This is a genomic window from Roseospira navarrensis (genome assembly GCF_009601025.1).
Lineage (GTDB): Bacteria > Pseudomonadota > Alphaproteobacteria > Rhodospirillales > Rhodospirillaceae > Rhodospira > Rhodospira navarrensis.
In genome coordinates, this window is record NZ_WIVE01000036.1 from 14,536 (window position 1) to 40,029 (window position 25,494).

General features: G+C 66.6%; 33 protein-coding genes, 1 pseudogene and 1 riboswitch. All 34 genes and pseudogenes read left to right on the forward strand.

All coding sequences use genetic code 11. The annotated features are described in order from the left end of the window. The first annotated feature begins 193 nt into the window (after positions 1-193). The 34 genes and pseudogenes from rpsL (at position 194) to thiC (ending at position 25,087) form a co-directional block, all read left to right on the forward strand. A complete protein-coding gene (gene rpsL / locus GHC57_RS11875; RefSeq protein WP_150063539.1) occupies positions 194-565 on the forward strand; it encodes a 30S ribosomal protein S12 in 372 nt (123 codons plus the stop codon). Between the two features lie 12 nt (positions 566-577). Further along, on the forward strand, positions 578-1,048 hold the full coding sequence (gene rpsG, locus GHC57_RS11880) for a 30S ribosomal protein S7 (RefSeq protein WP_153344484.1): 471 nt from the start codon (positions 578-580) through the stop codon (positions 1,046-1,048). 70 nt (positions 1,049-1,118) lie between these two features. Next, positions 1,119-3,197: an elongation factor G gene (fusA, locus tag GHC57_RS11885; protein ID WP_153344486.1), complete on the forward strand. Its 2,079-nt coding sequence runs from the start codon at positions 1,119-1,121 to the stop codon at positions 3,195-3,197. 51 nt (positions 3,198-3,248) lie between these two features. Then, a pseudogene (gene tuf, locus GHC57_RS11890) lies at positions 3,249-4,439 on the forward strand (elongation factor Tu). Between the two features lie 453 nt (positions 4,440-4,892). Further along, a complete protein-coding gene (gene rpsJ, locus GHC57_RS11895) occupies positions 4,893-5,201 on the forward strand; it encodes a 30S ribosomal protein S10 (protein ID WP_150063959.1) in 309 nt (102 codons plus the stop codon). A 227-nt stretch (positions 5,202-5,428) separates the two neighbouring features. Next, the gene (gene rplC / locus GHC57_RS11900; protein ID WP_153344488.1) at positions 5,429-6,178 is read left to right on the forward strand and encodes a 50S ribosomal protein L3; all 750 of its coding nucleotides are present in this window, start codon (positions 5,429-5,431) and stop codon (positions 6,176-6,178) included. Positions 6,179-6,183: 5 nt separating this feature from the next. After that, positions 6,184-6,804: a 50S ribosomal protein L4 gene (gene rplD, locus GHC57_RS11905; protein ID WP_153344491.1), complete on the forward strand. Its 621-nt coding sequence runs from the start codon at positions 6,184-6,186 to the stop codon at positions 6,802-6,804. Further along, positions 6,801-7,115: a 50S ribosomal protein L23 gene (locus GHC57_RS11910; RefSeq protein WP_153344493.1), complete on the forward strand. Its 315-nt coding sequence runs from the start codon at positions 6,801-6,803 to the stop codon at positions 7,113-7,115. The genes rplD and GHC57_RS11910 overlap by 4 nt, the downstream gene beginning before the upstream one ends. A 4-nt stretch (positions 7,116-7,119) precedes the next feature. Then, positions 7,120-7,956: a 50S ribosomal protein L2 gene (gene rplB, locus GHC57_RS11915; RefSeq protein WP_153344495.1), complete on the forward strand. Its 837-nt coding sequence runs from the start codon at positions 7,120-7,122 to the stop codon at positions 7,954-7,956. Between the two features lie 12 nt (positions 7,957-7,968). Beyond that, positions 7,969-8,247, forward strand: a complete 279-nt coding sequence (gene rpsS / locus GHC57_RS11920; RefSeq protein WP_170294855.1) for a 30S ribosomal protein S19 — start codon at positions 7,969-7,971, stop codon at positions 8,245-8,247. A gap of 2 nt (positions 8,248-8,249) precedes the next feature. Beyond that, complete coding sequence (rplV, locus tag GHC57_RS11925; RefSeq protein WP_153344497.1) at positions 8,250-8,630, forward strand: 50S ribosomal protein L22; 381 nt, start codon at positions 8,250-8,252, stop codon at positions 8,628-8,630. Continuing rightward, positions 8,630-9,301: a 30S ribosomal protein S3 gene (gene rpsC / locus GHC57_RS11930; RefSeq protein ID WP_153344499.1), complete on the forward strand. Its 672-nt coding sequence runs from the start codon at positions 8,630-8,632 to the stop codon at positions 9,299-9,301. The genes rplV and rpsC overlap by 1 nt, the downstream gene beginning before the upstream one ends. Positions 9,302-9,333: 32 nt before the next feature. Further along, positions 9,334-9,747 carry a 50S ribosomal protein L16 gene (rplP, locus tag GHC57_RS11935; RefSeq protein ID WP_153344502.1) on the forward strand — a complete coding sequence of 138 codons (414 nt, stop codon included), beginning with the start codon at positions 9,334-9,336 and terminating at the stop codon, positions 9,745-9,747. A 5-nt stretch (positions 9,748-9,752) separates the two neighbouring features. Beyond that, positions 9,753-9,968 (forward strand): 50S ribosomal protein L29, encoded by a 216-nt coding sequence (rpmC, locus tag GHC57_RS11940; protein WP_153344504.1) that lies wholly within the window; start codon positions 9,753-9,755, stop codon positions 9,966-9,968. Between the two features lie 14 nt (positions 9,969-9,982). Continuing rightward, positions 9,983-10,225 (forward strand): 30S ribosomal protein S17, encoded by a 243-nt coding sequence (gene rpsQ, locus GHC57_RS11945; protein ID WP_153344506.1) that lies wholly within the window; start codon positions 9,983-9,985, stop codon positions 10,223-10,225. A gap of 54 nt (positions 10,226-10,279) precedes the next feature. Next, positions 10,280-10,648, forward strand: coding sequence for a 50S ribosomal protein L14 (rplN, locus tag GHC57_RS11950; protein ID WP_150063945.1), 369 nt, complete (start codon positions 10,280-10,282; stop codon positions 10,646-10,648). Further along, positions 10,648-10,965: a 50S ribosomal protein L24 gene (rplX, locus tag GHC57_RS11955; protein ID WP_153344508.1), complete on the forward strand. Its 318-nt coding sequence runs from the start codon at positions 10,648-10,650 to the stop codon at positions 10,963-10,965. Before rplN ends, rplX begins: the two co-directional genes overlap by 1 nt. A 10-nt stretch (positions 10,966-10,975) precedes the next feature. Further along, on the forward strand, positions 10,976-11,518 hold the full coding sequence (gene rplE / locus GHC57_RS11960; protein ID WP_153344510.1) for a 50S ribosomal protein L5: 543 nt from the start codon (positions 10,976-10,978) through the stop codon (positions 11,516-11,518). A gap of 20 nt (positions 11,519-11,538) precedes the next feature. Beyond that, on the forward strand, positions 11,539-11,844 hold the full coding sequence (gene rpsN, locus GHC57_RS11965; protein ID WP_153344512.1) for a 30S ribosomal protein S14: 306 nt from the start codon (positions 11,539-11,541) through the stop codon (positions 11,842-11,844). A gap of 12 nt (positions 11,845-11,856) precedes the next feature. Continuing rightward, a complete protein-coding gene (gene rpsH / locus GHC57_RS11970; protein WP_153344514.1) occupies positions 11,857-12,255 on the forward strand; it encodes a 30S ribosomal protein S8 in 399 nt (132 codons plus the stop codon). 18 nt (positions 12,256-12,273) lie between these two features. Further along, positions 12,274-12,807, forward strand: a complete 534-nt coding sequence (rplF, locus tag GHC57_RS11975; RefSeq protein ID WP_153344516.1) for a 50S ribosomal protein L6 — start codon at positions 12,274-12,276, stop codon at positions 12,805-12,807. Positions 12,808-12,821: 14 nt separating this feature from the next. After that, positions 12,822-13,187, forward strand: a complete 366-nt coding sequence (gene rplR, locus GHC57_RS11980) for a 50S ribosomal protein L18 (RefSeq protein ID WP_153344518.1) — start codon at positions 12,822-12,824, stop codon at positions 13,185-13,187. 31 nt (positions 13,188-13,218) lie between these two features. Beyond that, the gene (gene rpsE, locus GHC57_RS11985; RefSeq protein WP_246152285.1) at positions 13,219-13,869 is read left to right on the forward strand and encodes a 30S ribosomal protein S5; all 651 of its coding nucleotides are present in this window, start codon (positions 13,219-13,221) and stop codon (positions 13,867-13,869) included. A gap of 6 nt (positions 13,870-13,875) precedes the next feature. After that, positions 13,876-14,070, forward strand: a complete 195-nt coding sequence (gene rpmD / locus GHC57_RS11990; protein ID WP_153344520.1) for a 50S ribosomal protein L30 — start codon at positions 13,876-13,878, stop codon at positions 14,068-14,070. Between the two features lie 78 nt (positions 14,071-14,148). Beyond that, a complete protein-coding gene (rplO, locus tag GHC57_RS11995; protein ID WP_153344521.1) occupies positions 14,149-14,637 on the forward strand; it encodes a 50S ribosomal protein L15 in 489 nt (162 codons plus the stop codon). Positions 14,638-14,839: 202 nt separating this feature from the next. Continuing rightward, on the forward strand, positions 14,840-16,186 hold the full coding sequence (gene secY / locus GHC57_RS12000; protein ID WP_153344523.1) for a preprotein translocase subunit SecY: 1,347 nt from the start codon (positions 14,840-14,842) through the stop codon (positions 16,184-16,186). Beyond that, positions 16,183-16,848, forward strand: a complete 666-nt coding sequence (locus GHC57_RS12005; RefSeq protein ID WP_153344525.1) for an adenylate kinase — start codon at positions 16,183-16,185, stop codon at positions 16,846-16,848. Before secY ends, GHC57_RS12005 begins: the two co-directional genes overlap by 4 nt. A 169-nt stretch (positions 16,849-17,017) precedes the next feature. Further along, positions 17,018-17,386, forward strand: a complete 369-nt coding sequence (gene rpsM, locus GHC57_RS12010; RefSeq protein WP_153344527.1) for a 30S ribosomal protein S13 — start codon at positions 17,018-17,020, stop codon at positions 17,384-17,386. Between the two features lie 111 nt (positions 17,387-17,497). After that, positions 17,498-17,887, forward strand: a complete 390-nt coding sequence (rpsK, locus tag GHC57_RS12015; protein ID WP_153344529.1) for a 30S ribosomal protein S11 — start codon at positions 17,498-17,500, stop codon at positions 17,885-17,887. Positions 17,888-18,229: 342 nt separating this feature from the next. Continuing rightward, positions 18,230-19,246, forward strand: a complete 1,017-nt coding sequence (locus tag GHC57_RS12020; protein ID WP_170294857.1) for a DNA-directed RNA polymerase subunit alpha — start codon at positions 18,230-18,232, stop codon at positions 19,244-19,246. 306 nt (positions 19,247-19,552) lie between these two features. Next, complete coding sequence (gene rplQ / locus GHC57_RS12025; protein ID WP_153344533.1) at positions 19,553-19,978, forward strand: 50S ribosomal protein L17; 426 nt, start codon at positions 19,553-19,555, stop codon at positions 19,976-19,978. A gap of 188 nt (positions 19,979-20,166) precedes the next feature. Then, a complete protein-coding gene (locus GHC57_RS12030; protein ID WP_153344534.1) occupies positions 20,167-20,742 on the forward strand; it encodes a hypothetical protein in 576 nt (191 codons plus the stop codon). Between the two features lie 130 nt (positions 20,743-20,872). Beyond that, positions 20,873-22,708 carry an aspartate--tRNA ligase gene (aspS, locus tag GHC57_RS12035; RefSeq protein WP_153344536.1) on the forward strand — a complete coding sequence of 612 codons (1,836 nt, stop codon included), beginning with the start codon at positions 20,873-20,875 and terminating at the stop codon, positions 22,706-22,708. 333 nt (positions 22,709-23,041) lie between these two features. After that, a riboswitch (TPP riboswitch) is annotated at positions 23,042-23,171 on the forward strand. Positions 23,172-23,284: 113 nt separating this feature from the next. Continuing rightward, on the forward strand, positions 23,285-25,087 hold the full coding sequence (thiC, locus tag GHC57_RS12040) for a phosphomethylpyrimidine synthase ThiC (protein WP_153344538.1): 1,803 nt from the start codon (positions 23,285-23,287) through the stop codon (positions 25,085-25,087). The last annotated feature ends 407 nt before the right edge of the window (positions 25,088-25,494 follow it).

A 25,494-nucleotide genomic window follows, 5' to 3' on the forward strand; every position in this document is an offset into this window, starting at 1 on the left:
CCTCCCCCCGAATCGGGCGCCCTACAACGGGTGCTCCCGGGGTTCTTTTGTACCGACGCGCCCGTTCGGGGCGCGTCGTGTTTGCCTTGGGACCACCGTGAAGACAGCGGGTTCGGACCGGGGTTTCGGGCCGGCGGCCGCCCCGGACGGGGCGCGTCGATACTGAAGCGAGACACATAGGGACGGTTGTTGCATGCCGACGATCAACCAGCTGATCCGCAAGCCGCGGACACCGCAGGTCAAAAGAAACAAGGTGCCGGCCATGCAGGCCTGCCCGCAGAAGCGCGGTGTGTGCACCCGCGTGTACACCACGACGCCGAAGAAGCCGAACTCGGCCCTCCGGAAGGTGGCGCGTGTGCGACTCACGAACGGCTTCGAGGTGACCTCCTACATCCCCGGCGAGGGGCATAATCTGCAGGAGCACTCGGTGGTCATGATCCGCGGCGGGCGCGTGAAGGACCTGCCGGGCGTGCGCTACCACATCATCCGCGGCACCCTGGACACCCAGGGCGTGAAGGACCGCAAGCAGCGCCGGTCGAAGTACGGCGCGAAGCGTCCCAAGTAAGGAGCCTGACCGATGTCCCGTCGTCGTGCCGCAATCAAGCGCGAAGTCCTGCCCGACGCCAAATATGGCGACAAGGTCGTGGCGAAGTTCATCAACGCCGTCATGTTCGAGGGCAAGAAGTCCGTGGCCGAACGGATCGTGTATGGCGCCCTGGACAAGGTCGCCGTGCGGACCAACCAGGATCCCATCAAGGTGTTCCACGAGGCCCTCGACAACGTGAAGCCGGCCCTTGAGGTGCGCTCCCGCCGTGTCGGTGGCGCGACCTATCAGGTCCCGGTCGAGGTCCGTCCGGATCGCCGCCAGGCCCTGGCGCTGCGCTGGATGATCGACTTCGCCCGCAAGCGGTCGGAAACCACCATGGTGGACCGCCTGTCCGGCGAGTTCATGGACGCCGCCAACAACCGCGGTGGCGCGGTCAAGAAGCGCGAGGATACGCACCGCATGGCCGAGGCCAACAAGGCGTTCTCGCACTACCGCTGGTAGGCCAGCCCGCTCCGCTCACCCTGCTCCGACCACCGCGCACCCAGACGTCCAGGCCCGCGAGGATATCGAGATGAAACGCGAGACCCCGATCGAGCGATACCGAAACATCGGGATCATGGCGCACATTGACGCCGGCAAGACCACGACGACCGAGCGAATCCTGTATTACACGGGCAAGTCGCACAAGATCGGCGAGGTCCATGACGGCAACGCGACCATGGACTGGATGGAGCAGGAACAGGAGCGCGGCATCACGATCACGTCGGCCGCGACGACCGCGTTCTGGAAGGACCATCGCGTCAACATCATCGACACGCCGGGCCACGTGGACTTCACGATCGAGGTGGAGCGCTCGCTGCGCGTGCTCGACGGCGCGGTCGCGGTGTTCGACTCCGTGGCGGGTGTGGAGCCGCAGTCCGAGACCGTGTGGCGCCAGGCCGACAAGTACGGCGTGCCCCGCATGTGTTTCATCAACAAGATGGACCGCATGGGCTCGGACTTCTATCGCTGCGTGGACATGATCGTGGACCGACTGGGCGCGCGCCCGCTGGTCCTGAACATGCCCATCGGCGCGGAAAGCGACTTCGCCGGTGTGGTCGATCTCATCAAGATGCAGGGCGTGATCTGGCAGGGTGAGGCGCTGGGCGCGAAGTTCGACTATGTCGACATCCCGGCCGACCTTCAGGAGAAGGCGCAGGAGCTGCGCGAGACTCTGATTGAAACCGCCGTCGAGGCGGATGACGAGGCCATGGAAGCGTACCTGGAGGGCAACGAGCCCGACGAGGAAACGCTGCGCGCCTGCATCCGCAAGGGCACCATCAGCCAGATGTTTGTGCCGGTGCTGTGCGGATCGGCGTTCAAGAACAAGGGCGTGCAGACCCTGCTGGATGCGGTGGTGGAGTTCATGCCGTCGCCGTTCGACGTGCCCGCCATCAAGGGCGTGCTGCCGGACAGCGACACCCCGGCCGAGCGTCCGGCCGACGACCAGGCGCCGTTCTCGGCGCTGGCGTTCAAGATCATGAACGACCCGTTCGTCGGCTCCCTGACCTTCGCCCGCATCTACTCGGGCACGATCGAAAGCGGCTCCTACATCCTCAACTCGGTGAAGGGCAAGCGCGAGCGCATCGGCCGCATGCTGCTGATGCACTCCAACAACCGCGAAGAAATCAAGTGGGCCTCCGCCGGTGACATCGTGGCCATCGTGGGCCTGAAGGAGACCACCACCGGCGACACCCTTTGCGATCCGGCCAAGCCGGTCGTCCTGGAGCGCATGGAGTTCCCCGACCCCGTCATCGAGGTCGCCGTGGAGCCGCGCACCAAGGCCGACATGGAAAAGATGGGCATGGCCCTGGCCCGCCTGGCGGCGGAGGATCCGTCCTTCCGCGTCTCCACCGACGTCGAGAGCGGCCAGACCGTCATCAAGGGCATGGGCGAGCTGCATCTGGAGATCATCGTTGATCGCCTGAAGCGCGAGTTCAAGGTGGACGCCAACGTCGGCGCGCCGCAGGTGGCCTACCGCGAGACGATCTCGAAGGAACACACGATCGACTACACCCACAAGAAGCAGAGCGGCGGCTCCGGTCAGTTCGCGCGGGTGAAGATCACGTTCGCGCCGCTGGAGCCGGGCTCGGGCTTCGAGTTCGAGAGCACGATCGTGGGCGGGTCGGTGCCGAAGGAGTACATCCCCGGCGTCGAAAAGGGCCTGAAGAGCTGCATGGACTCCGGCGTGATCGTCGGCTTCCCCTGCACGGACTTCAAGGCCACCCTGATCGACGGGGCCTACCACGATGTGGACTCCAGCGTGCTTGCGTTCGAGATCGCGGCCCGGGCCGCGTTCCGCGAAGGCATGCCGAAGTCCGGCCCGAAGCTGCTGGAACCGATGATGAAGGTCGAGGTGGTCACGCCCGAGGAGTACATGGGCGACATCATCGGCGACCTGAACAGCCGGCGGGGCAACGTCTCCGGCATGGACCAGCGCGGCAATGCCCGGGTGGTTCAGGCCCAGGTGCCGCTGGCGAACATGTTCGGCTATGTGAACACCCTGCGGTCGATGAGTCAGGGACGGGCGCAGTACACGATGCACTTTGACTCCTATGCCGAGGTGCCGAACAACGTGTCCGAGGAAATCAAGGCGAAGATGGCGGGCTGATCCCGCCAGGGTTCAACGACAAACCGACCGTGCGAACGGAGACCAGAGAGAATGGCGAAGGAAAAGTTTGACCGCAGCAAGCCGCATTGCAACGTGGGCACGATCGGTCACGTTGACCACGGCAAGACGACGCTGACGGCGGCGATCACGAAGGTTCTGGCGGAGACGGGCGGTGCGACGTTCTCGGCCTACGACATGATCGACAAGGCGCCGGAAGAGAAGGCGCGCGGGATCACGATCTCGACGGCGCACGTCGAGTACTCGACGGAGATGCGTCACTACGCGCACGTGGACTGCCCGGGGCACGCCGACTACGTGAAGAACATGATCACGGGCGCGGCGCAGATGGACGGGGCGATCCTGGTGGTTTCGGCGGCCGACGGCCCGATGCCGCAGACGCGCGAGCATATTCTTCTGGCGCGCCAGGTTGGCGTGCCGGCGCTGGTCGTGTACATGAACAAGGTCGATCAGGTGGACGACGAGTAGCTTCATGAGCTGGTGGAGCTTGAGATCCGCGAGCTGCTGTCGTCCTACGACTTCCCGGGCGACGACATCCCCATCGTGAAGGGCTCGGCGCTGACGGCGCTGGAGGACGGCGATGCGACGATCGGCAAGGAGTCGATCATCGAGCTGATGAAGGCGGTGGACAGCTACATTCCGCAGCCCGAGCGTCCGAAGGACCAGCCGTTCCTGATGCCGATCGAGGACGTGTTCTCGATCTCGGGTCGCGGCACGGTGGTGACGGGTCGCGTTGAGCGTGGCCTCATCAAGGTCGGCGAGGATGTCGAGATCGTGGGCCTGAAGGACACCGTGAAGACGGTGTGCACGGGCGTCGAGATGTTCCGCAAGCTGTTGGACCAGGGCGAGGCGGGCGACAACATCGGCGCGCTGCTGCGTGGCACGAAGCGCGACGACGTGGAGCGCGGTCAGGTTCTGGCGAAGCCGGGCACGATCACGCCGCACACCAAGTTCAAGTGCGAGTGCTACATCCTGAACAAGGATGAGGGCGGCCGTCATACGCCGTTCTTCTCGAACTACCGTCCGCAGTTCTACTTCCGGACCACGGATGTGACCGGCACCATCGAGCTGCCCGAGGGCACGGAGATGGTGATGCCGGGCGACAACATCGCGATGACGGTGAACCTGATCGCGCCGATTGCGATGGACGAGGGGCTGCGGTTCGCCATCCGCGAGGGTGGCCGCACCGTCGGCGCCGGCGTCGTCGCCACCATCCTGGAGTAGACACCGGGCTGGACGTCCGGGGCGCGCGGTGTCGTCCGCCGCGTGGCGCGGTGTTTGGGGGGGACGGCCCGTCCGTCCCCCGGCGGAAAGGAATGCACCGGACGGGTCCAAACGCCGATCACGGTTTTGCGGCGGCTGGACCCGCCCCTTTCCCGGCCTCGGATGCCGGATCGGCGGACCCCCGCCGACCGGCATCGCCCAACGGGGCCTTCAGATCGCAGGACCGGCCTTTCGGGACCGGCCCCCTGCGGGACAGGACCGTGTGTTCTTTCGACGGGTTCGGCGAACCCCCGGGGGGTCTCGGGAAGGCGCCGGACAGACGGGCAGGGCTTCGGCCCAGGCCCGACGCATGCTCCCGACCGGCAAGCGGAACGGGGGACGCCGGGATCCTTGTCCGGGCGGCACCAGACATTTACGATTGATTGCACAGGATTGGGTCAGAACATGGCCACGATGGAAAGTCAGAACATCCGGATCCGCCTGAAGGCGTTCGATCATCGCGTGCTGGACCAGTCCACGCGTGAGATCGTGGGCACGGCGAAGCGGACCGGCGCGCAGGTGCGGGGGCCGATTCCCCTGCCGACGCGGATCGAGAAGTTCACGCTCAACCGTTCGCCGCACATCGACAAGAAGTCGCGGGAGCAGTTCGAGATCCGGACCCACAAGCGGCTGCTGGATATCGTCGATCCGACGCCCCAGACCGTGGATGCGCTGATGAAGCTGGATCTGGCCGCGGGCGTGGACGTGGAGATCAAGCTCTAGGCGGGGCCGTTGCCCGGGGGCCGGCCGACGGAGGCGGGAAACGCTTCTGTCCGGTACGGTGTCCGGCGACCGCGCGGCGGGCGTGCGCGTTCGGCCTGAACCGGGCTGAGCGGCGGCCGTCATCGCTTTCCAACGAGCGATCCAGTGTGCGATCAGGCGATGCGTCCAGCGCGCGACCCGGCGGGGTCGCGGTGCAAGGGCGGATCCAGGATTGAGGATAGAGAACGATGCGTTCCGGTCTCATTGCCCAGAAAGTCGGGATGACCCGGCTCTATGACGCCGAAGGCGTCCACGTTCCCGTCACGGTTCTCCGTGTCGAGGAGTGTCAGGTCGTGGCCAACCGGACCCGGGAGAGGGACGGCTACGTCGCTGTTCAGCTCGGCGCCGGGCGGGCCAAGGTGAAGAACACGTCGAAGGCCATGCGCGGGCATTTCGCCAAGGCGCGGGTCGAGCCCAAGCGCCACGTGGTCGAGTTCCGCGTCTCGGACGACTGCGTCCTGGACCCGGGAACGGAGCTGTCGGCGGCTCATTTCGTGCCCGGCCAGTTCGTGGACGTGGCCGGCACCAGCATAGGCAAGGGCTTCGCGGGGCCGATGAAGCGGCACAACTTCCGGGGTCTGGAGATGACCCACGGCGTGTCGATCAGCCACCGCGCCCACGGCTCGACCGGCCAGTGCCAGGACCCCGGCAAGGTGTTCAAGGGCAAGAAGATGGCCGGCCACATGGGTGTGGAACGGGTGACCGTGCAGAGCCTGGAAGTCGTGCAGGTGGACGAGGACCGCGGTCTGGTCATGGTGCGCGGCGCCGTTCCGGGCGCCAAGGGCGGCTGGGTCGAGGTCTGCGACGCCCTAAAGAAGGCGCTGCCGGACGCCGCGCCCAAGCCGGCCGGCATCAAGGCCGGGTCCGAGGCCGCGCCGACCGCCGCTGACGACGCGCCGGCCGCGACCGACGGCGATGACGCCGGCAAGGAGAGCTGAGAGTCATGAAACACGACGTCATCACGCTGGACAACCAGCCGGCCGGCAGTGTGGAGCTGGACGAGGCCGTCTTCGGCCTGGAGGTCCGCACCGACATCCTGCACCGGGTCGTGCGCTGGCAGATGGCTCGCCGCCAGGCGGGCACCCACAAGACCAAGGGCATCAGCGAGATCGCCGGCACGACCGCCAAGCCCTTCAAGCAGAAGGGCACGGGCCGCGCCCGTCAGGGCTCCAAGCGCGCCACGCAGTGGCGCGGCGGCGCCACGGTGTTCGGTCCGGTCGTGCGCTCGCACGCCCACGACCTGCCGAAGAAGGTTCGCAAGCTGGGCCTGAAGACGGCGCTGTCGGCGAAGGTCCGCGACAACAAGCTGGTGGTGCTGGACGCCGCCGCGTCCGAGACGGGCAAGACCAAGGACCTGGCGCAGCAGCTCGCCACCCTGGGCTGGGGCAACGCCCTGGTCATCGACGGTCCGGACCTGAACGAGGGCTTCGCCCGCGCGGCGCGCAACATCGTCGGCCTCGATGTGCTGCCGCAGCAGGGCGCCAACGTCCGCGACATCCTGCGCCGTGACACCCTGGTGCTGACCAAGGACGCCGTGGCCCACCTGCAGGAGCGCCTGAAATGAAAAAGCCGGCGACCAAGATCAATCAGGAGCGGATGTACGACATCATCCGCGCCCCCGTGATTACCGAAAAGGCGACCATGGGGTCCGAACACAACCAGGTCACGTTCAAGGTGCCGCTGGATGCCTCCAAGCCGGAGATCAAGCAGGCGATCGAGGGTGTGTTCAATGTCAAGGTCAAGGCCGTCAACACCTCGATCCTGAAGGGGAAGGTGAAGCGGTTCCGTGGGGTCATCGGCAAGCGGTCCGACGTCAAGAAGGCGATCGTGACTCTGGCCGAGGGCGAGTTCATCGACGTCGGCACGGGGGTCTGATCCCATGGCGCTGAAGCAATTCAATCCGATCACGCCGGGCACCCGCAATCTCGTGCTGGTGGACCGCCGCGAGCTTCACAAGGGCGGCCCGGTCAAGAGCCTGACCGAGGGTCTGACCAAGACCGGCGGCCGCAACAACCAGGGCCGCACCACGGCGTGGCACCGGGGCGGCGGCCACAAGCGCCGCTACCGCATGGTGGACTTCAAGCGCCGCAAGCAGGGCGTGCCGGGCACCGTGGAGCGGCTGGAGTACGATCCGAACCGGACCGCGTTCATCGCGCTGATCCGCTACGAGGACGGCGAGCTGTCCTACATCCTGGCCCCGCAGCGTCTGGCGGTCGGGGACGTGGTGATCGCCGACGAGCGGGCGGACATCAAGCCCGGCAACTGCATGCCGCTGAAGACCATGCCGGTGGGCACCATCGTCCACAACGTCGAGCTGAAGGCGGGCAAGGGCGGTCAGATCGCGCGGTCGGCGGGCTGCTACGCCCAATTGGTGGGCAAGGACCAGGGCTACGCCCAGATCCGGCTGTCCTCCGGCGAGCTGCGGCTGGTTCGCGCCGAGTGCGTGGCCACCGTCGGCGCGGTCTCCAACCCGGACAACGCCAACCAGAAGCTGGGCAAGGCCGGTCGCAAGCGCTGGCTTGGCCGTCGGCCTCACGTCCGTGGCGTGGTCATGAACCCGGTCGATCACCCGCACGGCGGCGGCGAAGGCCGCACCTCCGGCGGGCGGCATCCGGTCACCCCGTGGGGCAAGCCGACCAAAGGCAAGCGCACCCGGGTGAACAAGAAGACCGACCGGCTCATCATGCGCACCCGCCATCAGGCGAAGAAGAAGTAAGGGAGGCCGCTCGTGGCTCGTTCCGTTTGGAAAGGTCCGTTCGTCGACGGCTACCTTCTCAAGAAGGCCGACGCGGCTCGCGCGTCCGGTCGCAATGAAGTCATCAAGACGTGGTCGCGCCGCTCGACCATTCTGCCGCAGTTCGTGGGCCTGACGTTCGGGGTCTACAACGGACAGAAGTTCGTGCCGGTGCTCGTGACCGAGAACATGGTCGGGCACAAGTTCGGTGAGTTCTCGCCGACCCGCACCTATTACGGCCACGCCGCCGACAAGAAGGCGAAGAGGAAGTAACCATGGGCAAGATGTCAGCCGAACGTCCGCTGGACGACGTCGAGGCCCAGGCGGTCTCCCGCATGATCCGGACCAGCCCGCGCAAGCTGAACCTGGTGGCCGCGTCCATTCGCGGCATGCCGGTCGATCGCGCGCTGTCCGAACTGTCCTTCTCGAAGCGGCGCATCGCCGTCGAGGTCAAGAAGGTGCTGGAATCGGCCATCGCGAATGCCGAAAACAACCATCAGCTCGACGTCGATCAGCTTGTGGTCAAGGAAGCCTATGTCGGCAAGTCGATGGTCATGAAGCGCTGGCGCGCCCGGGCCCGGGGCCGCGTGGGCAAGCTCCTGAAGCCGTGGGCGAACCTGACGATTGTGGTGCGTGAGCGCGAGGAGGCGGCGTAATGGGTCAGAAAGTCAATCCGGTCGGGCTGCGCCTCGGCATCAACCGCACGTGGGATTCGCGCTGGTACGCGGATCACGGCTATGCCGACATGCTGCACGAAGACCTGATGATCCGGAAATACCTCAAGAAGCGCCTGACGCAGGCCGGGGTGTCCCGCATCATCATCGAGCGCCCGGCCAAGAAGGCCCGCATCACCATCCACACGGCGCGTCCGGGTGTGGTGATCGGCAAGAAGGGCCAGGACATCGAGAAGCTGCGCCAGAAGATGCAGCAGATGACCGGCAACGAGGTGCACCTGAACATCGTCGAGATCCGCAAGCCGGAGCTGGACGCGCAGCTTGTCGCCGAGAACATCGCCCAGCAGCTCGAGCGCCGCGTCGCCTTCCGCCGGGCCATGAAGCGGGCGGTCCAGAATGCCATGCGCCTGGGCGCGCTGGGCATCCGGATCAACTGCGGCGGCCGTCTCGGCGGCGCGGAAATCGCGCGCACCGAGTGGTACCGCGAGGGCCGCGTGCCCCTGCACACCCTGCGCGCGGACGTGGACTACGGCACCGCCACGGGCAAGACCACGTACGGAAGCTGCGGCGTCAAGGTGTGGATCTTCAAGGGCGAGATCCTGGAGCACGACCCCATGGCCCAGGACAAGCGCCGCGGCGACACGCCGCGCTGAGTCCGGGTCCCGGGGTGAAGGAGCGTTAGGAAATGCTGAGTCCGAAACGAACCAAGTTTCGCAAGTTTCACAAGGGGCGCATCAAGGGCGATGCCAAGGGCGGCAGCGCGCTGAACTTCGGCGCCTACGGCCTGAAGGCCATGGAGCCGGAGCGCATCACGGCGCGCCAGATCGAATCCGCCCGTCGGTCGATCACGCGCTACATGAAGCGTCAGGGCCGGCTCTGGATCCGGATCTTCCCGGACGTGGCGGTGTCGAAGAAGCCGGCCGAGGTCCGCATGGGCTCCGGCAAGGGCTCGCCCGAGTACTGGGTGGCCAGGGTGAAGCCGGGCCGCATCATGTTCGAACTGGACGGCGTCTCCGAGGAGGTGGCGCGCGGGGCCTTTGAACTGGCCGCCGCGAAGCTGCCGATCAAGACGAAGTTCGTCGCGCGCATCGGGGAGTAGAGACCATGGCCGACAACACCAGTGCCGAGGATCTGCGCCAGATGAGCGCCGACCAGCTGGCGGAAAAGCTGATCGAGCTGAAGAAGGAGCAGTTCAACCTGCGCTTCCAGGCGGCCTCCGGTCAGTTGGCGAACACCGCGCGGGTGCGCGAGGTGCGTCGCACCGTGGCCCGGATCAAGACGATCCAGTCCGCCAAGAAAAAAGCCGCCGTCGCGTCGTAAGGAGACCGGGACAAATGCCGAGGCGTATTCTGCAGGGTGTCGTGGTCAGCGACACGAACGACAAGACGATCGTGGTGAAGGTTGAACGCCGGTTCAAGCATCCGGTGTACAAGAAGTTCATCCGGCGGTCGAAGAAGTTTGCGGCCCACGACGAGGCCAACCAGTGCAAGGTTGGTGACATCGTGCGGATCCGCGAATGCGCTCCCATTTCGAAGCGCAAGACTTGGGAAGTCGTCACCGACTCCCCCACGGAATAGGACGGCCCGTCAGGGACGTAACCGTTTCGCGGACTCTCTTAGGGAATAGTTGTCATGATCCAGATGCAGACCAACCTGGATGTCGCCGACAATTCCGGCGCCCGGCGGGTCATGTGCGTGAAGGTCCTCGGCGGCTCGAAGCGCATGACCGCCGGCGTGGGCGATGTCATCGTGGTCTCCGTGAAGGAGGCCATCCCCCGCGGCCGTGTGAAGAAGGGTGACGTGCATCGCGCCGTCATCGTGCGCACGGCCAAGGAAATCCGCCGGCCGGACGGCTCGGTGATCCGCTTCGACGGCAACGCCGCGGTGCTCATCAACAAGCAGAACGAGCCCATCGGGACCCGTATCTTCGGCCCGGTGACCCGCGAGCTGCGTGCGAAGAAGTTCATGAAGATCATCTCGCTGGCGCCGGAGGTGCTGTAATGGCCGCGAAGTTCAGGAAAGGCGACAAGGTCGTGGTCGTCACCGGCCGCGACAAGGGCCGCCACGGCGAGGTGCTGAAGTCGATCCCCAAGGAGGACCGGCTGATCGTTCAGGGCGTCAACACCGTCAAGCGCCACCAGCGCCAGACGCAGACGGCGCCGGGCGGCATCGTGGAGAAGGAGGCGCCGATTCACGTCTCCAACGTCATGCACGAGGACCCGAAGGACAACCAGCCCACGCGGGTTGGCTTCAAGGTTCTTGAGGATGGCCGCAAGGTGCGCTTCGCGAAGCGCTCCGGCGAAGTCATTGATGCGTGAGGAGGCGACGATGACCGCACGGTTGTACGAGCATTATCAGACCGTCCTGCGCGAGGACATGAAGAAGAAGCATGGGTACGCCAACCCCTTCCAGATCCCGCGCCTGGACAAGATCGTCATCAACATGGGTGTCGGAGAGGCTGCCCAGGACCGCAAGCTCATCGAGGGCGCGGTCAAGGATCTGACCGCGATCAGCGGTCAGAAGCCGATCATCACCCGGGCCAAGAAGTCCATCGCCCAGTTCAAGCTGCGTGACGGCATGGTCGTGGGCTGCAAGGTGACCTTGCGGCGTGAGCGCATGTACGAGTTCCTCGACCGCTTCGTGAACATCGCGTTGCCGCGGGTTCGCGACTTCCGCGGCATCCCGACGACGGGGTTCGACGGGGCCGGGAACTACAACATGGGCATCAAGGAGCAGATCATCTTTCCCGAGATCAACTACGATCAGGTGGACAAGATGCGGGGGATGAACATCACCATCTGCACCACGGCCCGGACCAACGACGAGGCGCGGACCCTTCTGGAAGGGTTCAACATGCCCTTCCAGAAGTAGGCGGCGGGAGACAACGTACCATGGCGAAAGTAAGTGCCGTCGAGCGCAACAAGAAGCGCGAGCGCATGGTGAAGGCCAAGGCCGCCACGCGCGCGGAGTTGAAGGCCATCATCAAGAACCGTGACGTGTCTCCGGAGGAGCGCATCCAGGCGGTGATGAAGCTGTCGAAGATGCCCCGGAACTCGTCCAAGGTCCGCATCATGAACCGATGCGATCTGACCGGGCGTCCGCATTCGGTCTACCGGAAGTTCCGTCTGGGCCGCGTGGTGCTGCGGGACCTGGCCTCTCAGGGCCAGATTCCCGGCATGGTCAAGTCGAGTTGGTGAGGAAGGTGGCCCATGGCTCTGAGTGATCCCCTGGGTGACATGCTCACCCGCATCCGCAACGGTCAGCAGGCGCGCAAGACGACAGTCAACGCGCCGGCCTCCAAGTTGCGGGAAAACGTTCTCGACGTGCTGCAGCGCGAAGGCTACATCCGCGGCTATTCCCGCGCCAACGTGCGCAAGGGAATCGACGAACTGGTGGTCGAGCTGAAGTACCACGAAGGCACGCCGGCGATCCGCACGATCGCCCGTGTCTCGCGGCCCGGTCGGCGCGTCTATTCGAAGATCAAGGACCTGCCCAAGGTCTACAACGGCCTGGGGATTTCCATCCTGTCCACGCCGCGCGGCGTCATGAGTGATGCCGAAGCCCGCGCGGCGAACGTGGGTGGCGAAGTCCTCTGCAAGGTGTTTTAGGCGAGAGAGGACGAAACCATGTCACGTGTCGGAAAGTATCCTGTGGACGTGCCCAGCGGCGTGACCGTCACGATCGCCGGGAATGTGGTCACGGCCAAGGGCAAGCTGGGGGAAATGACCTACAGCTGCCCGGACGAGGTCGAAACCACGCTGGAGGAAAACCGCATCTGGGTTCGGCCGAAGGCCGAGCACAAGCAGGCCCGCCAGCACTGGGGCACCACGCGGGCCCAGCTCAGCAACGTGGTCAAGGGCGTCGGCGAGGGCTTCACCAAGAAGCTTGAACTCATCGGCGTCGGCTACAAGGCGCAGGTCCAGGGCAAGACCCTGGTGCTGTCCCTGGGCTACAGCCACGATATCAATTATCCGATCCCGGACGATCTGAAGATCGCCACACCGGCGCCCACTCAGGTGGAGATTTCCGGTGCCTCGAAGCAGCGGGTCGGCCAGGTTGCTTCTGAAGTCCGCGGCTTCCGACCGCCGGAGCCCTACAAGGGCAAGGGTGTGAAGTACGCGGACGAGCGCATCCTGCGCAAGGAAGGCAAGAAGAAGTAGGCGGGGTACGGGTTATGACCACATCAGCGAAAAAGCTGTTCGAGCGCCGCCGCGGCCGAGTCCGCTTCGCGCTTCGCAACAAGGCCCGAGGCCGTCCCCGTCTGTCGGTGTTCCGGTCCTCGAAGCACATTTACGCCCAGCTCATCGACGACGTGGCGGGCCGCACCCTCGCGGCCGCCTCGACGCTCGACAAGGACCTGCGCGGGTCCCTGAAGACGGGCGCGGACACGGCGGCGGCCGAGGCCGTCGGCAAGCTGCTGGCCGAACGGGCCGTGGCCGCGGGCATCGGCAAGGTCGTGTTCGACCGCGGGGCCTATCACTACCATGGCCGAGTCAAGGCCCTGGCGGATGGCGCCCGCGAAGGCGGCCTTGAATTCTGATCACCGAAGTTCGAGGGAAGGTAGACGAGACATGGCACGAAATCCCAACGAACGGGGTGGAGGCGACCGGGATCGCGGCCGTGGCCGCGGCGGCGACCGCCGCGAGCGCGACGAGCGCGATGACGAGTTCAAGGACAAGCTGGTCCACATCAACCGCGTGGCCAAAGTGGTCAAGGGCGGCCGCCGGTTCGCCTTCGCGGCGCTGGTGGTGGTCGGCGACGGCAAGGGGCGCGTCGGATTCGGCACCGGCAAGGCGCGCGAAGTGCCCGAGGCCATCCGCAAGGCGACCGAGCAGGCCAAGCGGACCATGATCCGCGTGCCCCTGCGCGAGGGTCGCACGCTGCACCACGACATCAAGGGCCACTTCGGCGCCGGTCGCGTGACGCTGCGCGCGGCCCCGGCCGGCACCGGCATCATCGCCGGCGGCCCGATGCGCGCGGTGTTCGAGACCATGGGGGTTCAGGACGTGGTCGGGAAGTGCAACGGCACGACCAACCCGTACAACATGGTCAAGGCGACCTTCGACGCCCTGCAGAACTCGTTCTCGCCGCGTCAAGTGGCGGCGCGCCGGGGCAAAAAGGTGGGCGACATCATCGGTCGGCGCGATGGCGCGCCGGGCGGCGGTGCCGGCGCTGCGCCGGCGGGACAGGATGCGGCTCAGGCCGCCGCTGGCGGGGAGTAATCCGGCATGGCGAACGAAAACGCGGGGCGCGTCAAGGTGACCCAGGTCGCCAGCCCCATCGGGCGGCGGGGCGACCAGCGCGCCACCCTGATCGGGCTGGGGCTGAACAAGCTGCATCGCACGCGCGAGCTGGAGGATACCCCGGCGGTGCGCGGCATGATCCGCAAGGTCAGCCACCTCGTCACCGTCGAACCGGCGTAGCGGCTCAAGCGGCATAGGCCGCGCGCGACTCCGGACCGGGGCGCGCGCGGAACCGTGCGCGAGGAAGGATTTCCGATCATGAAACTGAATGAACTGCGCGACAACGCGGGCGCGACCAAGGATCGCAAGCGCGTCGGTCGCGGCATCGGCTCGGGCACCGGCAAGACGTCGGGCAAGGGCCAGAAGGGCCAGAAGTCGCGGACCGGCGTGTCCATCAAGGGCTTCGAGGGCGGTCAGATGCCGCTGTATCGGCGCCTGCCGAAGCGTGGCTTCACCAACGCCCGCTTCAAGAAGGACTTCGCCGAGGTCAACGTCGGCCGCCTGCAGAAGGCGATCGATGCCGGCCGGCTGGACGCCAGCCAGCCCATCGACGAGGCCGCCCTGGTGGCGGCCGGCCTGGTGAGCCGCCCGAAGGACGGCGTGCGTCTGCTGGGCGAGGGCGACCTGACCAGCGCGGTCACGATCACCGTGACCGGGGCCTCCGGCACCGCGCGAGAGGCCGTTGAAGCCAAGGGCGGGACGCTGACCCTGACGGGGCTGGGCGCCGCGCCTGCGACCGAGGCCTGAGGAACCGGACCGTCCCGACGACCGGCCCGGGGGGCAGCGGCGTCGTCGGGGTGGCGCGGGGCCGCTCGATCCCCTACGTTTGCGGGGTCCGGTGGGGCGCGGGCCGACGTCCGCCCCCTGGGCATCGGCCGGCGATCCCGGCCGTGCCGCCCCGGCCTTCGGGATCCCGTCAGGCCCCTGGCCAAGCATCTGGGAGTGAAGCATGGCGTCCGCCGCCGAACAGCTCGCCGCCAATCTGAACTTCGGCGTCCTTGCCAAGGCCACCGAACTCAAAAAGCGCATCTGGTTCACGCTGGGTGCGCTCATCGTTTATCGGCTGGGCACCTACATCCCGCTGCCGGGAATCGACCCCATCGTGCTGGCCGACATCTTCGCCCAGCAGCAGGGCGGCATCCTGGGCATGTTCGACATGTTCGCCGGGGGTGCGCTGTCGCGCATGACGATCTTCGCGCTCAACATCATGCCGTACATTTCGGCGTCGATCATCATGCAGTTGATGACGTCGATCAGTCCGAGCATGGAGCAGCTCAAGAAAGAGGGCGAGAGCGGCCGCAAGAAGATCAACCAGTACACCCGCTATCTCACCGTGTTCATCTGCGCGCTTCAGGCGTACGGCATCGCCGTCGGACTGGAAGGCATGAGCGCCGGCGGCGCCAGCGCGGTGGTCGATCCGGGCTGGTTCTTCCGCTTCACCACGGTCGTGACCCTGGTGGGCGGCACGTTGTTCCTGATGTGGCTGGGCGAGCAGATCACGGCGCGCGGCGTGGGCAACGGCATTTCGCTCATCATCTTCGCCGGCATCGTGGCCAACCTGCCGCTGGCCCTGGCGAGCACCCTGGAACTGGGCCGCACCGGCGCCCTGTCGCCGCTGGTCATCATCGGCATCATGGTGCTGGCGGTGGCGGTCATCGCCTTCATCGTGTTCATCGAGCGCGCGCAACGGCGGATCCTGGTGCAGTATCCAAAGCGCCAGCGCGGCAACAAGATGTTCGGGGGCGAAAGTTCGCACCTGCCGCTCAAGATCAACACGCCGGGCGTCATTCCGCCGATCTTCGCCAGCTCGCTGCTGCTGCTGCCGCTGACGATCGCCAACTTCGGCGGCGGACCCGGCGGACCGGAGTGGCTGACCAGCGTCACGGCCCTGCTCGGGCACGGTCAGCCGCTGTATATGGCCCTGTATGCCGTCCTCATCGTGTTCTTCGCCTTCTTCTACACCGCCGTGGTGTTCAATCCGGAGGACACGGCCGAGAACCTGAAGAAGTACGGCGGGTTCGTGCCCGGCATCCGGCCCGGGAAGAACACGGCGGAGTATCTGGACTATGTGCTGACCCGCCTGACGGCCGTGGGTGCGGTGTACCTGGTGGCCATCTCGGTCATGCCGGAGTACCTGATCGCCAGCGTGGGTGTGCCGTTCTACTTCGGCGGCACCAGTCTGCTGATCGTGGTGACGGTGACCATGGACACCGTGGCCCAGATCCAGAGTCACCTTCTGGCCCATCAATACGAGGGCCTGATCAAAAAATCGAAACTGAGGGGAAGACGGGGATGACTGAGACGGCGCGTCGGATCGTCCTTCTGGGCCCGCCGGGTGGCGGCAAGGGGACCCAGGCCAAGCGGTTGGAAGACAAGCACGGCTGGCCCCAGCTCTCGACGGGCGATATCCTGCGCAAGGCCATCAAGGATGGGACCCCGCTGGGGCAGCGCGTCAAGGCCACCATCGACGCCGGCAAGCTGGTCTCGGACGACGAGATCATGGGCGTGATCGCCGAGCGCATGGACCAGCCGGATTGCGTCAACGGCTTTGTGCTCGACGGCGTGCCGCGCACGCTGGGCCAGGCGTCGGCCCTGGAGTCGCTGCTGGCCGAGAAGGGCACCCCCCTGGATGCGGTCATCGAGCTGCGGGTGCCCGACGAACGCCTTCTGGAGCGGCTGACCGGCCGGTTCTTCTGCGCGCAGTGCAACGCGAACTACCACGAGACCTTCCACCCGCCCCAGACCGAGGGCGTGTGCGATCACTGCGGCGGCACCGAGTTCAAGCGCCGGTCCGACGACATGCCGGAGACGGTGAAGGGACGGCTGGAGGCCTATCACGAGCAGACGGAGCCCCTGAAGCCGTTCTACGAGTCGCGGGATCTGTTGCGGGTTGTGGACGGCACCATGGACATGGATGACGTGACCGCGGAAATGGAAAGGGTCGTCGGCCTGCTGTAGGCTGGATGATCCCAGAAAAAACCGGGCAATTCGGCGGTTGACAGGGGCGTTGCGCTTCCTATAATGCGCGCCCTTGGCAGACGCCGTTGCCCCAGGACAGTCTCATCGTGCTTCGGCCGCTCGCGAGAGTCGGGCCGGCGGCGGTATATTCATTTGAGGAGAGCGGGTTTTGGCACGAATCGCTGGTGTGAATGTCCCGAGCGGCAAGCCCGTGGGCGTCGCGCTCACCTACATTTTCGGGATCGGCCGGACCAAGGCCACCCAGATTTGCACGCAGGTCGGCGTCGAGTGGGGCCGTCGCGTCAACGAACTGGGCGAGGACGAGATTCAGCGCATCCGCGAAGTGATTGACAACGACTACAAGGTCGAAGGCGATCTGCGGCGCGAGACGGCGATGAACATCAAGCGCGTGATGGACCTGGGCTGCTATCGCGGCCTGCGTCACCGCAAGGGCCTGCCGGTGCGGGGTCAGCGGACCCACACCAATGCGCGCACCCGAAAGGGCCCCGCGAAGCCGATCGCCGGCAAGAAGAAGTAGGCGGCCCGCACGCGCATCGCCGCGGCGCGCCCCGGAGACGGGGAGGGCGCCGCGCGACGGCCGCCATGAACCCCGACGACCCCACGACGCACCCGAAAGCAGGACAGGGCCATGGCCAAACCAGCAGCGAGGCCGAAGCGTCGCGAACGGAAGAACATCACCTCCGGCATCGCGCACGTCAACGCCAGTTTCAACAACACCAAGATCACCATCACCGACGTTCAGGGCAACGCCATTTCCTGGTCGTCCTCGGGCTCGCAGGGCTTCAAGGGCTCGCGCAAGTCCACGCCGTACGCCGCCCAGGTGGCGGCCGAGGACGCCGGCCGCAAGGCCCAGGAGCATGGCATGAAGACCCTCGAGGTCCAGGTCAAGGGACCCGGGTCGGGCCGTGAGTCGGCGCTGCGCGCGCTGCAGGCCGTGGGCTTCACGGTGTCCACGATCCGCGACGTGACGCCGATCCCGCACAACGGGTGCCGGCCGCGCAAGCGCCGTCGCGTCTAGTCGGGTCCGCGCCTTCGTACCGTCCGCCGCCGTGTCCGGGGTCGTCCCGGGTCAGGCGGCGGTCGTTGCGTGCCGGGACCAGGGCGTCCCGGTGGGGCGCCGTCCGGCCCGCCGTGCTCCCGGTTCATCCGGTGAGCCGAACGCTGGGCGGCAGGACCCCGTTTCCGTCGGGCCACGCGCCCGGCCTGAGATTCCCGGCCCGGGGCCGCGCCACCGTGCAAGGCGGTGGCGACCCGGGCAGCGGAGCCCGGACCCTGACGTCCCACCGGCAGCCCCCGCTCTCGCCGGAGACGGACCAGGCCCCGGATCCGCCCACCCCGCTTGCAGGATACCGCCATGTCGCTGATCCAGAAAAACTGGCAGGAGCTGATCAAGCCCAACAAGCTCAATGTTCAGCCGGGTGCGGACCCCCGCCGGCTGGCCAATGTGGTGGCCGAGCCCCTGGAACGCGGCTTCGGCATCACGCTGGGCAACGCGCTGCGCCGCGTTCTGCTGTCCTCCCTGCAAGGGGCGGCCGTCACCGCGATCCAGATTGAAGGCGTGCTGCACGAGTTCTCGTCCACGCCGGGCGTGCGCGAGGACGTCACCGACGTGATCCTGAACGTCAAGGCGATCGCCGTGCGCATGCATGTCGAGGGGCCGCGCCGCATGACCCTGAAGGCCAGTGGTCCCGGGCCCGTCACTGCGGGCCAGATCGAGGCCTCCGGCGACATCGAGATCATGAACCCCGATCTGGTGATCTGTCACCTGGACGAAGGGGCCACGCTGTCCATGGAGCTGACGGTCAACACCGGCAAGGGCTATGTGCCCGGCCCGATGAACCGGCCGGAGGACTCGCCCATCGGCCTGGTGCCCATCGACGCCATCTTCAGCCCGGTGCGCCGCGTCTCCTACAAGGTGGAGAACTCCCGCGTCGGGCAGGTGACGGACTTCGACAAGCTCTCCATGTCGGTGGAGACGGACGGGTCCATCACGCCGGATGACGCCGTCGCCCTGGCCGCGCGCATTCTGCAGGATCAGCTCCAGCTCTTCATCAACTTCGACGAGCCGCAGATGGCGCCGGCGGAGCGCGAGGACGAGGACCTGCCGTTCAACAAGAACCTGCTGCGCAAGGTGGACGAGCTGGAACTGTCGGTGCGGTCGGCCAACTGCCTGAAGAACGACAACATCATCTACATCGGCGATCTGGTGCAGAAGACCGAGTCCGAGATGCTGCGGACCCCGAACTTCGGCCGCAAGTCGCTGAACGAGATCAAGGAAGTGCTCTCCCAGATGGGCCTGCACCTGGGGATGGAGATCCCCAACTGGCCGCCGGAGAACATCGAGGATCTGGCCAAGAAGCTGGAAGAGCCGTACTAGTCTTTTTAAGGATCGACCCGTGCGACCTTTCAGGCCGCGCGGGTCTCCGCCGCCCACGGGCGCCCGAAAGGCGCCCGCCTTTTGAAAGCTGGCGCCGCGAAGCGGCGCCAGGGCGCGGCGCCGGCGCGGTCGCGCCGGTGTTCCGGGGTCTGGCGGAGGGCTTTCGCCCCGGTCTGATCCGGCCCAACCCGGGCCATCCTCGCCAAGTCATTGCGCCGTCCCGGTCCGCCCGGGGTCCGGCGGGTGGTGGCGGGGCCTCCCATCCGCTTCGCGCGCGAAGCCCAGACGTGAGAAAGGAGCCGTCCCATGCGCCACGGCATGGCACACCGCAAGTTCAACCGGACCAAGGGCCACCGCCGCGCCCTGTTCGCCAACATGGCCGCCTCGCTGCTCAAGCACGAGCAGATCAAGACGACCCTGCCGAAGGCGAAGGAACTGCGGCCGATCGCCGAAAGGCTCATCACGCTGGGCAAGCGCGGCGACCTGCATGCGCGCCGGCAGGCGTTTGCCGTGCTGCGCGACGAGAAGGTCGTGGCCAAGCTGTTCTCGACCTTGGGCGAGCGCTACAAGACCCGCTCGGGCGGGTACACCCGCGTGCTGAAGGCCGGCTTCCGCTACGGCGACGCCGCGCCGATGGCGGTGATCGAGCTGGTGGACCGCGATCCCGAGGCCAAGGCGACCGACGCCGGGCCGAGCTGGGAGAACCGCGGCGCGGACGAGGACGAGGACTAGGGAGCGGCCCCGGGCGGACGGCCCGGGCAGGGATGTGAACCCGGATAGACGGCGGCGGGGCGACTTGCCGCCGTTTTTCTGTGGTGCGGCCGGTGGGGCGATCACGGCGGACGGCCGGAAACGGACATGCTACCTTTGCCGTGTGCTGCGGCACCGATGACCAAGTCCCACCGGAGGAGGCCACCGCCATGCGTCCGCTCCCGCCCCGTGCCGTCCATGCCGCCTGCGTCCTGCTGGTGGGGGTCGGCCTGCTGTTCTCCCCCGCGTCCGCCCGCGCCGAAGGGGCCTGGACGCTCAAGTCCGACCTGGACCCCGACGGCGGCATGAACTGTTCGATGGACACCTATTGGGAGGATGGGTCGAAGTTCAGCATCTTCGCCAATGCCAATCGGTTCGTCGGCTTCTTCATCTCCGACCCGGCGTGGTCGCTGCAGACCGGGCAGGAGTCCCGGATCAGCTTCCGGTTCGATGGTCAGGACTTCACGTTCCCCGTGAAGGTGGTCGCCCCCGCCGCCGTGATCGGCAATTTCGCCGCGGACGAGGGCGGCGCGCTGAAGTTCCTGGAACGCTGGGCGAAGTCATGGGAGATGGCCATCGTGTTCCCCAAGGGGGGCACATGGCAGGTCAACCTGAAGGGGACCATGGCCACGTTCCGGCAGTGGACGGCGTGCTACAAACGGCTGGATCGCATCGCGCGAGAGAACGGCGGCGCCGGGGGGGACGGCGGCGGCGCGGGCGGTTCGTCTGACGGCAATCCGTTCTGAGCGCCCGACCCGCGTCCCGCGGCCCCCACCTTGACAAAGCGCGCGGTTCGGTGTGGTGTCCGCCGCAACCGCCGCCGGGGCCCGCGCGCGCCCGCGGCCTGCTGTCTTCTGTCCAGGGATTCCCGCCGTCATGCACGCCTTCCGCACGCACACCTGTGGCGCCCTCCGTCGCGCCGACGTGGGCCAGACCGTCCGCCTGTCCGGGTGGATCCATCGCAAGCGCGACCACGGCAACCTGCTGTTCGTGGATCTGCGCGATCACTACGGCCTGACCCAGTGCGTGCTGGATATCTCGTCCGATGTCTTCCCGGTGCTGGAGGGCGCGCGCGTCGAAAGCGTCATCACGGTCACCGGCCGGGTCATCGCCCGCAGTGACGAGACCGTGAACCCCCGCCTGCCCACCGGCGAGATCGAGGTGGGCGTGGATGCGGTCGAGGTGCAGTCCACCGCCGACGTGCTGCCCATGCAGGTGGCCGGCGATCAGGAGTTCCCCGAGGACCTGCGCCTGACCTACCGCTTCCTGGACCTGCGCCGGGAGCAGATGCACCGCAATATCGTCTTGCGCTCTCAGGTGATCCAGTCGATCCGGCGGCGCATGGTGGACCAGGGCTTCCTGGAGTATCAGACCCCGATCCTGACCGCCTCCAGCCCCGAGGGCGCGCGCGATTTTCTCGTGCCGTCGCGCCTGCACCCCGGCCAGTTCTACGCCCTGCCGCAGGCCCCGCAGCAGTTCAAGCAGCTCATGATGGTGGCCGGCTTCGACCGCTATTTCCAGATCGCGCCGTGCTTCCGTGACGAAGACAGCCGCGCCGACCGCTCGCCGGGCGAGTTCTATCAGCTCGACTTCGAGATGAGCTTCGTCACCCAGGACGATGTGTTCAACGCCATCGAACCCGTGCTGGCCGGCGTGTTCGAGGAGTTCGCCGGGGACCGGGCGGTGACCAAGCCGCCGTTTCCGCGCATCCCCTATGACGAGTCCATGCTCAAGTACGGCTCGGACAAGCCGGATCTGCGCAACCCGCTCCTCATCCAGGACGTGACGGAACACTTCCGGGGTGGCGGCTTCGGGCTGTTCGCCAAGCTGATCGAGACCAAGGGCGCCGTGGTGCGGGCCGTCCCCGCGCCGGGGGCCGCCGAGCGTCCGCGCGGCTGGTACGACAAGCTGAACGCCTGGGCCCGCGAGGTCGGGGCCGGCGGCCTGGGCTACATCATCTTCGGGGCCGAAGGGCCGAAGGGGCCGATCGCCAAGAACCTGGAGGCCGACCGGGTCGAGGCCCTGCGCGTCCAGATGGACCTGAAGCCCGGGGACGCCGTGTTCTTCGCCTGCGACAAACCGCTGCCGGCGGCCAGGTTCGCCGGCCAGGTGCGCACCCGCATCTGTGACGAACTGGAGATGCTGGAGACCGGGGTCTTCAGGTTCTGCTGGACCGTGGACTTCCCCATGTTCGAGATGAACGAGGACACCGGCCAGGTCGAGTTCAGTCACAACCCGTTCTCCATGCCGCAGGGCGGCCTGGAGGCGCTGGAGACCATGGACCCGCTGGACATCAAGGCGTTCCAGTACGACATCGTCTGCAACGGCGTCGAGCTGTCGTCGGGCGCCATCCGGAACCACCGCCCGGACATCATGTTCAAGGCGTTCGAGATCGCCGGCTACACCAAGGCCCACGTGGAGGAGCACTTCGGCGGCATGCTGAACGCCTTCCGCTACGGCGCCCCGCCGCACGGCGGCTCCGCGCCCGGCATCGACCGCATCGTCATGCTGCTGGCCGATGAGCCGAACATCCGCGAGGTGATCGTGTTCCCCATGAACGGCCAGGCCCAGGACCTGATGATGCAGGCGCCCGGTGCGGTCAGCGAGAAGCAGCTCAAGGAACTGCACATCAAGCTGGACCTGCCCAAGCCCAAAGCCAAGGTGAAACCCGCCGACGCCCAGACCGAGGCGCCCACGGACTCGGAAGGGTAGGGGGCGTTCCTTCCAGACGGATGAGCGATGAGCCGGCCTCGTTCGGTTCATCGCGCTTGCCACCGCTTCGCGGCGCCGGTGCGGGCGCACCGGCCGGCCGACACCAAGGTCAACCGTTTCGTCGGCCAGTCTCACTCTGCCTCCCGAGATCCTTCGCGCCTTTTGGGCGCTCAGGATGACTCCCTAAAACTGAAATTCGTCATCCTGAGCCGCCATCGGCGGCGAAGGATCTCGGGCGGTGACACGAACCATGACACCCCTGTCATCCCACTTCGGAGCCCTGATGGCGCTCGTCCGAAGGTTGACACCGCCGGGATCGGATCGCAGTCTCATTCCATTCACCCGGGGGGTCCCGACAAGGGGCTGAGAGTCTGATGGCCGGTCCGGCAGGGCCGTGCAGCGCAGTGACCCGATGAACCTGATCCAGTTCACACTGGCGTAGGGATGGTGCACCCGCTGCGACCCGGCCGACTGGCCAAACGCCGAATTGCCAATAGACGCAATCCCTCGCAGCCCTCCTCCATTCACTCCGGCGAACTGGGTCTCCACCGCATCGAGCATTGGAGGCTCCGACCGATGACCCATCCGTCTCCCACCGTCACCACGGGACCGCTCCCCGCCTCGCGCCGTGTCTGGCATGCGGGCGTCCTGCATCCCGACATTCGCGTGCCCCTGCGCGCAATCGACGTGCACCCGACGGCGGGCGAGCCGCCCGTGACCGTCTATGACAGCGCCGGCCCCTATACCGACCCGGACGCCGACATCGCCATCGAGCGGGGCCTGCCGCGCCTGCGCGACGCCTGGATCGCGGCGCGGACCGACACCGAGCCCTATGACGGGCGCCATGTGAAGCCCGAGGACAACGGCTTCGCCGACGGCGAACGGCTGACGCCCGAGTTCCCGGTGCGCCACCAGCCCCGCCGCGCGAAGGCGGGCCGCGCCATCACCCAGTTGGCCTATGCCCGCGCCGGCATCGTCACGCCGGAGATGGAATTCGTCGCCATCCGTGAAAACCTGGGCCGGCAGGCGGCAAAACACGCACTGGACCGGGACGGCGAGGCATTCGGGGCCGCGATCCCCGACCACATCACCCCGGAGTTCGTGCGCGACGAGGTGGCGCGCGGCCGCGCGATCATTCCGGCGAACATCAACCACCCGGAAGCGGAGCCGATGATCATCGGCCGGAATTTCCTGGTGAAGGTGAACGCCAACATCGGCAATTCGGCGGTGACGTCCTCGATGGCCGAGGAGGTGGACAAGATGGTGTGGGCGATCCGCTGGGGCGCCGACACGGTGATGGACCTCTCGACCGGGCGCAACATCCACAACATCCGCGACTGGATCCTTCGCAACGCGCCGGTGCCCATCGGCACGGTGCCGCTCTATCAGGCGCTGGAGAAGGTGGGCGGCGTCGCCGAGGACCTGAGCTGGGAGGTTTTCCGCGACACCCTGATCGAGCAGGCCGAGCAGGGGGTGGACTATTTCACCATTCATGCCGGCCTCAGGATGCACATGATCCCGATGACCATCGACCGGGTGACCGGCATCGTCAGCCGGGGCGGCTCGATCATGGCCAAGTGGTGCCTGCACCATCACAAGGAGAGCTTTCTCTACGAGCATTTCGCCGACATCTGCGACATCGCGCGCGCCTATGACGTCAGCTTCTCGCTCGGCGACGGGCTGCGCCCCGGCTCCATCGCCGATGCCAATGACCAGGCGCAGTTCGCGGAGCTGGAAACCCTCGGGGAACTGGCGCGGATCGCCTGGGCCAAGGACTGCCAGGTGATGATCGAAGGGCCCGGCCATGTGCCCATGCACAAGATCAAGCAGAACATGGACAAGCAGCTTGCGGTCTGCGGCGAGGCGCCGTTCTACACCCTCGGTCCCCTGACGACGGACATCGCGCCCGGCTACGACCACATCACATCCGGCATCGGCGCGGCGATGATCGGGTGGTTCGGCACGGCCATGCTGTGTTACGTCACACCCAAGGAGCATCTCGGATTGCCCGACCGCGACGACGTGAAGGTGGGCGTCGTCACCTACAAGATCGCCGCCCATGCCGCCGATCTCGCCAAGGGGCACCCGGCGGCGCGGATCCGGGACGATGCCCTCAGCCGGGCCCGGTTCGAGTTCCGGTGGGAGGATCAGTTCAACCTCTCCCTCGATCCGGACACGGCGCGGTCGATGCACGACGAGACCCTGCCGAACGCGGCCCACAAGACGGCGCTGTTCTGCTCCATGTGCGGGCCGAAGTTCTGTTCCATGCGCATCTCCCACGATATCCGGGCCGAGGCTCAGAAGGAGGGCATGGCGAAGATGGCGGAACGGTTCCGCGACGGCGGTTCCCTCTATGTGCCGCTGGAGGAGGCGGAATAGCGGCTCCCGGTTTGCCCTGATCCTGGAACGGCAGGATCAGGGCCTCGGTCTGGGCGGGTGGCCGAATAGACCGTGTTGGGAAGGGCGATGGCCTGCGCGTGCGCAACAACGACGGCCTCGAATACGTATCGGAACTGTCGGCTCTGTTTCCGTGCCGAACGCCGGTGTCTTTGCCGCGCCAACCGGCCCGGCCGCGCGCAAGCAGGTTCACGTTGAACCGGGCCGCTTTGACTTGGCGGACGGGCGTTGACTTGGCCTCGGATGCACTGCCCGATACAATCGGGGGTGAGGAGAGTGTGGAGATGAAAGAGGTGCCACTTCAAAAAAATTGGCTCAGTTTGCGTTAGATATGCATGCTGGTTGTTTGGGCGAGATAAGTCCGGCGATGCATGCCAGGATTGCACGGG